The sequence below is a fragment of the Bradyrhizobium sp. IC3195 genome, assembly GCF_020193585.1.
Classification (GTDB): Bacteria; Pseudomonadota; Alphaproteobacteria; order Rhizobiales; family Xanthobacteraceae; genus Bradyrhizobium; species Bradyrhizobium yuanmingense.
This window is the reverse complement of sequence record NZ_JADYVG010000036.1, coordinates 25461-32197: the sequence shown is the minus strand read 5'-3', so window position 1 is coordinate 32197 and position 6737 is coordinate 25461. Positions and strand designations below refer to the sequence as shown.

At 65.4% G+C, this 6737-nt stretch carries 6 protein-coding genes; 5 read left to right on the top strand and 1 reads right to left on the bottom strand.

All coding sequences use genetic code 11. The features are described 5' to 3' along the window. The 5 genes from I6F09_RS35770 to I6F09_RS35750 form a co-directional block, all read left to right on the top strand. On the top strand, nt 1-525 hold a 525-nt coding region (locus I6F09_RS35770; protein ID WP_225190117.1), incomplete at its 5' end, for a tetratricopeptide repeat protein. 147 nt (nt 526-672) lie between these two features. After that, complete coding sequence (locus I6F09_RS35765) at nt 673-1344, top strand: OmpA family protein (RefSeq protein ID WP_036015976.1); 672 nt, start codon at nt 673-675, stop codon at nt 1342-1344. A gap of 158 nt (nt 1345-1502) precedes the next feature. Next, nucleotides 1503-2432, top strand: coding sequence for an efflux RND transporter periplasmic adaptor subunit (locus I6F09_RS35760; protein ID WP_036015974.1), 930 nt, complete (start codon nt 1503-1505; stop codon nt 2430-2432). Next, nucleotides 2432-5578: an efflux RND transporter permease subunit gene (locus I6F09_RS35755; RefSeq protein ID WP_036015972.1), complete on the top strand. Its 3147-nt coding sequence runs from the start codon at nt 2432-2434 to the stop codon at nt 5576-5578. The genes I6F09_RS35760 and I6F09_RS35755 overlap by 1 nt, the downstream gene beginning before the upstream one ends. 114 nt (nt 5579-5692) lie before the next feature. Continuing rightward, on the top strand, nt 5693-5878 hold the full coding sequence (locus I6F09_RS35750; RefSeq protein WP_225190120.1) for a DUF433 domain-containing protein: 186 nt from the start codon (nt 5693-5695) through the stop codon (nt 5876-5878). Nucleotides 5879-5889: 11 nt separating this feature from the next. On the opposite strand, the gene I6F09_RS35745 is transcribed toward I6F09_RS35750, so the two are convergent. After that, nucleotides 5890-6564, bottom strand: a complete 675-nt coding sequence (locus I6F09_RS35745; RefSeq protein ID WP_036044931.1) for a Crp/Fnr family transcriptional regulator — start codon at nt 6562-6564, stop codon at nt 5890-5892. Nucleotides 6565-6737: the final 173 nt, after the last annotated feature.

Below are 6737 nucleotides of genomic sequence, written 5' to 3'. Positions count from 1 at the left end.
GACGGTGGGCCGAGCGCTGCCGCCCTGGCTGACGATCCCACGATCAAGAGCCTGACCGCCAAGATTGCCGCCAACCCTGACGACGTGAACGCGCTGTACCGCCGCGGCCAGGTTTATGCCAGCAAGGGCGCCTACAGCCTCGCCATCAAGGATTTCGACGACACCCTCCGGATCAATTCGAAGGACGTCGAGGCCCTCAACAACCGCTGCTGGACCCGCACCGTGGTCGGCGACCTCCAGGCCGCGCTGAAGGATTGCAACGAGGCGCTGCGGCTGCGGCCGAACTTCGTCGATGCGCTGGACAGCCGCGGGCTCGTCAATCTGAAGTCGGGCGCGGTGAAGAATGCGATCGCCGATTTCGACGCGGCCCTGAAGATCAACCCGCGCCTGACGTCCTCGCTCTACGGACGCGGCCTTGCCAAGCAACGCAACGGCTCGGCCCAGGAGGGGGCGCTGGACATCGCCAATGCCAAGGCGATGGATCCGAACATCGTTCAGGAATTCGCAAGCTACGGAGTGCGCTAGTATTTTTTTGAGTTGGGCCCCCGTCCAAGGCTCGAACCTTGAACAGCCCTGGGAAGACCAATGGGCGGATGCCGCAACAGGCCTTTTCGGGGGCGTGTTGCTTGAATTTTGAGAGCACGTGAGCTGGCTGCGCAGGAGGGACTGGGAATGAGATCGGCTGCAAATTGGCTTACCGCGATTCTGTCCATCATCACCGTCGGCGCCGCGCTGTCACTGCCGACCTCGGCTGCATATGCGGGCGATGACGGCAACAGCAAGAACGTCACCGAGGACGAGATCGTCCGCGCGCTGGCGCCGGCGCCGAAGAAGCCCTTGACGCGCGGCCTCTCGATCGGTCCGCAGACCGCCCCTGCACCGAGCGCGACCGACTCCAAGCTGATCCAGTCGGTGCGCGGCCGCTCGACGCGTTCGCTGTCGTCGACCGAGCGCGAGGAAATCGCCTTGGCCGCCAAGGACAAGCCGAACATCGATCTCGAGATCACGTTCGACTACAACTCCGCCAATATCAGCGCCAAGTCGCTGCCCTCGGTGCAGGCGCTCGGCCGCGCCTTGACCAGCCCGGACCTGAAGGGCTCGACCTTCGTGGTCGCCGGTCATACCGACGCCGCTGGCGGCGAAGCCTACAACCAGGACCTCTCGGAGCGTCGCGCCGATTCGATCAAGCGCTACCTGGTCGAGAAGTACAGCATCTCCGCGACCGATCTCGTCACCGTCGGCTACGGCAAGAGCAAGCTCAAGGACCCGAACCAGCCGCTGGCGGAGGCCAACCGGCGCGTGCAGGTCGTCAACATGGAAAACAAGACCACCGCATCGAAGTGAGCACGACGAATCCATTGCCAGTGACAAGTCGTGATGTCGTGTAAGGTCTCGTTTCCAAAGCGCGTCCCGCAGCCTTGCGGGACGCCGCTTCATGTCAGAAAAGCGCTCCGTTTGGGCCTCGCGCGGATGGCCGTGAGCCAGGTCAGGATGATCCGGCGATGAATTTGACTGAATATCTCAAGCCGGCCGGAACCGTGCTGTTCGTCGCCGCGCTCGGCATCGGCTATTATCTGTTCGAGCATCGCAAGCGTCCCGAGCCGAAGGAGACGCAAAGCGAGGCGCTCGTCATCGTGACGAAGTCGACCAATGCCTGCTTCTCCGATCTGGTGCGGGTGACCGGCTTCTTCGTGCCGCGCCGCGAGGCGGTGGTCGTTGCCGATCAGGAAGGCTCCAGGGTCACCGACCTCCTGGTCACCGAGGGCACGATTGTCGCCGACAATCAGGAGCTAGCGCGCCTGACCGCGCCGCCGCAGATTCCGGGCCAGCCGCAGCGGCCCGGCCCGCAAGGCCCGATCTCGCTGAAAGCCCCCGCGCCGGGCCTTGTCACCGAAGTCCGCACCATCGTCGGCGCGCCGGCCTCGCCGCAGGCCGGTCCGATGTTCCGCATCGCCGTCAACAACGAGATCGAGCTCGACGCCCAGGTCCCGGCGGTGCACATGTCCAAGCTCACCTCCGGCGCCACCGTGCGGATCAGCCGCGACGATGCGCCCGACCTGATCGGGCGGGTCCGGCTGGTTGCACCCGAGATCGACCGCGCCACGCAACTCGGGCGGGTCCGCATCAGCGTCGCCAACAACCCCTCGCTCAAGGTCGGCGTGTTCGCTCGCGCCTCGATCGACGCCAAGCGAAGCTGCGGCGTCTCGATCCCGAAGACCGCGATCGATCACCTCACGGTGCAGGTCGTCAAGGGCAATGTCGTCGAGACACGCAAGGTGCGGGTCGGATTGTCGTCCGACAGCGCGACGGAAATCCTGGAAGGGCTGCAGGTCGGCGAAATCGTCGTGGCCGACGCCGGCTCTTCGCTCCATGACGGCGACCAGATCAAGACCATGTTCGCCGATGAACTCGATCGCACGCGGGTACGCTGATGGCTCTCAATATCTCGGCATGGTCGATCCGTAATCCGCTGCCGTCGGTCGTCTTCTCCATCATCCTGCTGGTGCTGGGTTGGGTGTCCTTCACCAAGCTTGCGATCACACGGCTGCCCTCGGCCGACATCCCCGTGATCTCGGTGGCGGTGTCGCAGTTCGGCGCCGCACCGGCCGAACTGGAATCCCAGGTCACCAAGACGGTTGAAGACGCGGTCTCCGGCGTCGAGGGCGTCAGGCACATCACCTCGTCGATCACCGATGGCCTGTCGGTCACCACGATCCAGTTCGCGCTCGAGACCAACACCGATCGCGCGCTCAACGACGTCAAGGACGCGGTGACGCGCGTGCGCTCCAACCTGCCGCAGAACGTCACCGAGCCGCTGATCCAGCGCGTCGACGTCATCGGCCTGCCGATCGTGACTTATGCCGCGATCTCGCCCGGCAAGACGCCGGAGCAGCTCTCCTATTTCGTTGACGACGTGGTCAAGCGCGCGCTGCAGGGCGTGCGCGGCGTCGCCCAGGTCGAGCGCATCGGCGGTGTCGAGCGCGAGATCCTGGTCTCGCTGGATCCCGATCGCCTGCAGGCGATGGGCCTGACCGCGGTCAATGTCAGCCAGAGCCTGCGCGGCACCAATGTCGACGTCGCCGGCGGCCGCGCCGAGATCGGCAAGAACGACCAGGCGATCCGCACGCTCGCCGGCGCCAAGACGCTTGGCGATCTCGCCGGCACCATGATCCCGCTGTTCGGCGGCGGCGAGGTCCGGCTAGACGATCTCGGCACCGTCACCGACACCATCGCCGACCGCCGCACCTTCGCCCGCTTCAACGGCGAGCCGGTGGTCGCGCTCGGCATCAAGCGCTCCAAGGGCGCCAGCGACGTGAAGGTGGCCGAGGCCGTGCAGAAGCGCATCGATGCGCTGAAAGCCGCCTATCCCGACGTCGACCTGAAGGTGATCGACACCTCGGTCGAATACACCAATGGCAATTACCACGCGGCGATCTCGACCCTGTTCGAAGGCGCGATCCTCGCCGTGATCATCGTGCTCTTGTTCCTGCGCGACCTGCGCGCCACCATCATCGCCGCGATCTCGCTGCCGCTGTCGATCTTCCCGGCGTTCTGGGCGATGGACCTGCTCGGCTTCTCGCTGAACCTCGTCAGCTTCCTCGCCATCACGCTCTCGACGGGCATTCTTGTCGACGATGCCATCGTCGAAATCGAGAACATCGTCCGGCACATGAACATGGGCAAGTCGCCCTACCGGGCCGCGCTCGAGGCCGCCGACGAGATCGGCCTCGCCGTCATCGCGATCTCGCTGACCATCATCGCCATCTTCGCGCCCGCGAGCTTCATGTCGGGCATTGCCGGACAGTTCTTCAAGCAGTTCGGCATCACCGTCTCGGTGCAGGTGTTCTTCTCGCTGCTCGCCGCGCGCTTCGTCACGCCGGTGCTGGCCGCCTATTTCCTCAAGCACAGCACGCACGAGGAGCCACCGCCCGGTCCCATCCTGCGCTCCTATCATCGCATCGTTGCCTGGTCGGTGAAGCACTACTTCATCACGGTGCTGATCGGGCTCGGCGTCTTCGCCGCCTCGATCTGGAGCATCACGCTGCTGCCGCAGGGCTTCCTTCCGGCCCAGGACAGCGCGCGCTCGCTGCTTGCGCTCGAGCTGCCGCCGGGCACCCAGCTCGCCTACACCGAGAAGGTCACCGAGGACATCGTCGCGCGCCTGCGCAAGCGGCCCGAGGTCAAGAGCATCTTCGTCGACGGCGGCCGCGTCCCGCCGGGCACCCAGGAGGTGCGCCGCGCCGCCCTGATCATCAATTACACACCCAAGGACAGCCGCGACATCACCCAGCGCGAGCTCGAATTCTCCATCAGCCAGGAGCTGGAGAACGTTCCCGATATCCGCTTCTGGTTCCTGGACGAGAACGGCCTGCGCGCGATCTCGCTGGTGGTGACAGGCGTCGACCCCAACATCGTCAACAACGTCGCGAGCGAGCTTGCGACGCAGATGAAGCGCATTCCCACCATCGCCAACGTCATCTCCGAAACTTCGCTGGAGCGCCCCGAACTGCGCATCGAGCCGCGCGCCGATCTCGCCGCACGGCTCGGCGTCTCCACCGAAAGCCTGTCGCAGACCATCCGTGTCGCCACCATCGGCGACGTCGGACCGGCACTCGCCAAGTTCGACGTCGGCGACCGCCTGGTGCCGATCCGCGTGCAGCTCGAGGACGCCGCCCGCGGCGATCTGAAGACGCTGGAGCAGCTCCGCGTGCCGCTCGGCGAGCGCGGCGAGAAGGGCGGCGTGCCGCTTTCGGTCATCGCCGACGTCAAGCTCGACCAGGGTCCGACCAGCATCGGCCGCTACGATCGCGAACGGCAGGCGACCGTTGCCGCCGACCTCGTCGGCTCCGCCGCGCTCGGCGATGCCACCAAGAAGATCTACGACCTGCCGGTCATGAAGACCCTGCCGAAGGGCGTGAAGGTCTCGCCCTCGGGCGATGCCGAAAGCCTGAACGAATTGTCCGAGGGTTTTGCGACCGCCATCACGGCGGGGCTGATGATGGTCTATGCGGTGCTGGTGCTGCTGTTCGGCACCTTCCTGCAGCCGATCACCATCCTGTTCTCGCTGCCGCTCTCGATCGGCGGCGCGATCGCGGCCCTGCTCGTCACCGGCAAGCAGCTCACCACGCCGGTGTGGATCGGCATCCTGATGCTGATGGGCATCGTCACCAAGAACGCGATCATGCTGGTGGAATTCGCCATCGAGTCCATCAAGGCCGGCACGCCGCGCGAGGAGGCCATGATCGATGCCGGCATGAAGCGCGCCCGTCCGATCGTGATGACCACGATCGCCATGGCCGCGGGCATGATGCCGAGCGCCCTGGCCGTCGGTGCCGGCGGCGAATTCCGCTCGCCGATGGCGCTCGCGGTGATCGGCGGCCTGATCTTCTCGACCCTCCTGTCGCTGGTGTTCGTGCCCGCGATGTTCATGGTGATGGACGATTTCGGCGCCCTGATCTGGCGCTTCGCCAAGCGGCTGATCGTGCACAGCGAGGATGCGGAGACGGACCATCATGGGGCTGCGCCGGCGGAAGCCAGGCCGGCGGCGACGAGCATCGCCCGGCCCGCGGCGGAGTAGGGTCCACGCCAGCTTGGAAGCCCACGGTGGCGCAAGTCGTTTGCGTCCGCTAGCCTATGGCATGGCCTTCGCGCGCATCACGATGGACCTGCCGTCTGCACTGGCAAAGCTTGCATTCGCGGGCTGCGTTTTCCGGTTGCGCGGCTGCTCGGCCTGCTGGCGGCCGGCGAGACGCGCGAATCGATCCTCAATGAATATCGGTATCTCGAGCGCGAGGACATCGATGAGGCACTGCGATACGCGGCGTTCCTCGCCGAGGATCTAGCCGTCGATCTGTCTCCACCCGCCGAGCAAGAGTGAAACTGCTCGCCCTACTCGTTCCGCGCGATCGCGGTCAGCTTGGTCATGTTCCGCAGCAGGATCCGGCCGCGCTGGAGATCGAGGATCGCTTCCTTGCGCCAGGCCTGGAGCTGGCGGTTGACGCTTTCGCGGGCGGCGCCGACGAAGACGCCGAGTTGCTCCTGCGAGATGTGGACCTCGGAACCGAAATCGGCGGCGAGCGCGCAGAGCCGCCGCGCCAGCCGCACCGGCAGCGGCTGCAGCATGGATTCTTCCATGCGCTCGCTCTGCCAGCGGATGCGCTGGCACAGCAGCGCGATGATTTTGATCGCGACCTTGGGCTCGCGCTCGAGGAAGCCGAGGAAGTCTTCGCGCCGCAGCACGAACAATTCGCTGGCCTCGCCCGCGGTCGCGTCCGCCGTCCGGTTCTGGCCGTCCAGCACCGCGACCTCGCCGAACAGGTCGCCCGGCCCCATGAAGTTCAGCGTCAGCCGGCTACCGTCGGCGGCGCCGGTCTCGATGCGAACCTGGCCGCGGCGCACGCCGAACAGCGCATTGCCGGGATCGCCCTTCTGGAACAGCACCTCGCCGCTGGCCAAATGCTGGGTGTGGCAGAGATTGGACAGCCGCTGGAGCTCGTCTGCGCCGAGATCGGCGAACATCGGGTTCATCTTCAGGATGACCGCAAATTCGGCCTGCTTGCTCATGTCAATGTCCTTGTGAACGTGCTGGTCATCGTCTCTTGGCAAATCGTCTTGGCAAATCGCTTGAAACCATCAACTTCAGGATCGCGTAAAACAGCGCCGGAGAAGTGTGTCATAAGTCACATAACTTTGCAGCACCCCCTGACTATTTTTACGCGCTTGGAGCCGCTTCCCGT

Coding starts and splice junctions, on each gene's coding strand:
- I6F09_RS35745 (WP_036044931.1), bottom strand. CDS start 6,564: ATGAGCAAGCAGGCCGAATTTGCGGTCATCCTGAAGATGAACCCGATG.
- I6F09_RS35755 (WP_036015972.1), top strand. CDS start 2,432: ATGGCTCTCAATATCTCGGCATGGTCGATCCGTAATCCGCTGCCGTCG.
- I6F09_RS35760 (WP_036015974.1), top strand. CDS start 1,503: ATGAATTTGACTGAATATCTCAAGCCGGCCGGAACCGTGCTGTTCGTC.
- I6F09_RS35765 (WP_036015976.1), top strand. CDS start 673: ATGAGATCGGCTGCAAATTGGCTTACCGCGATTCTGTCCATCATCACC.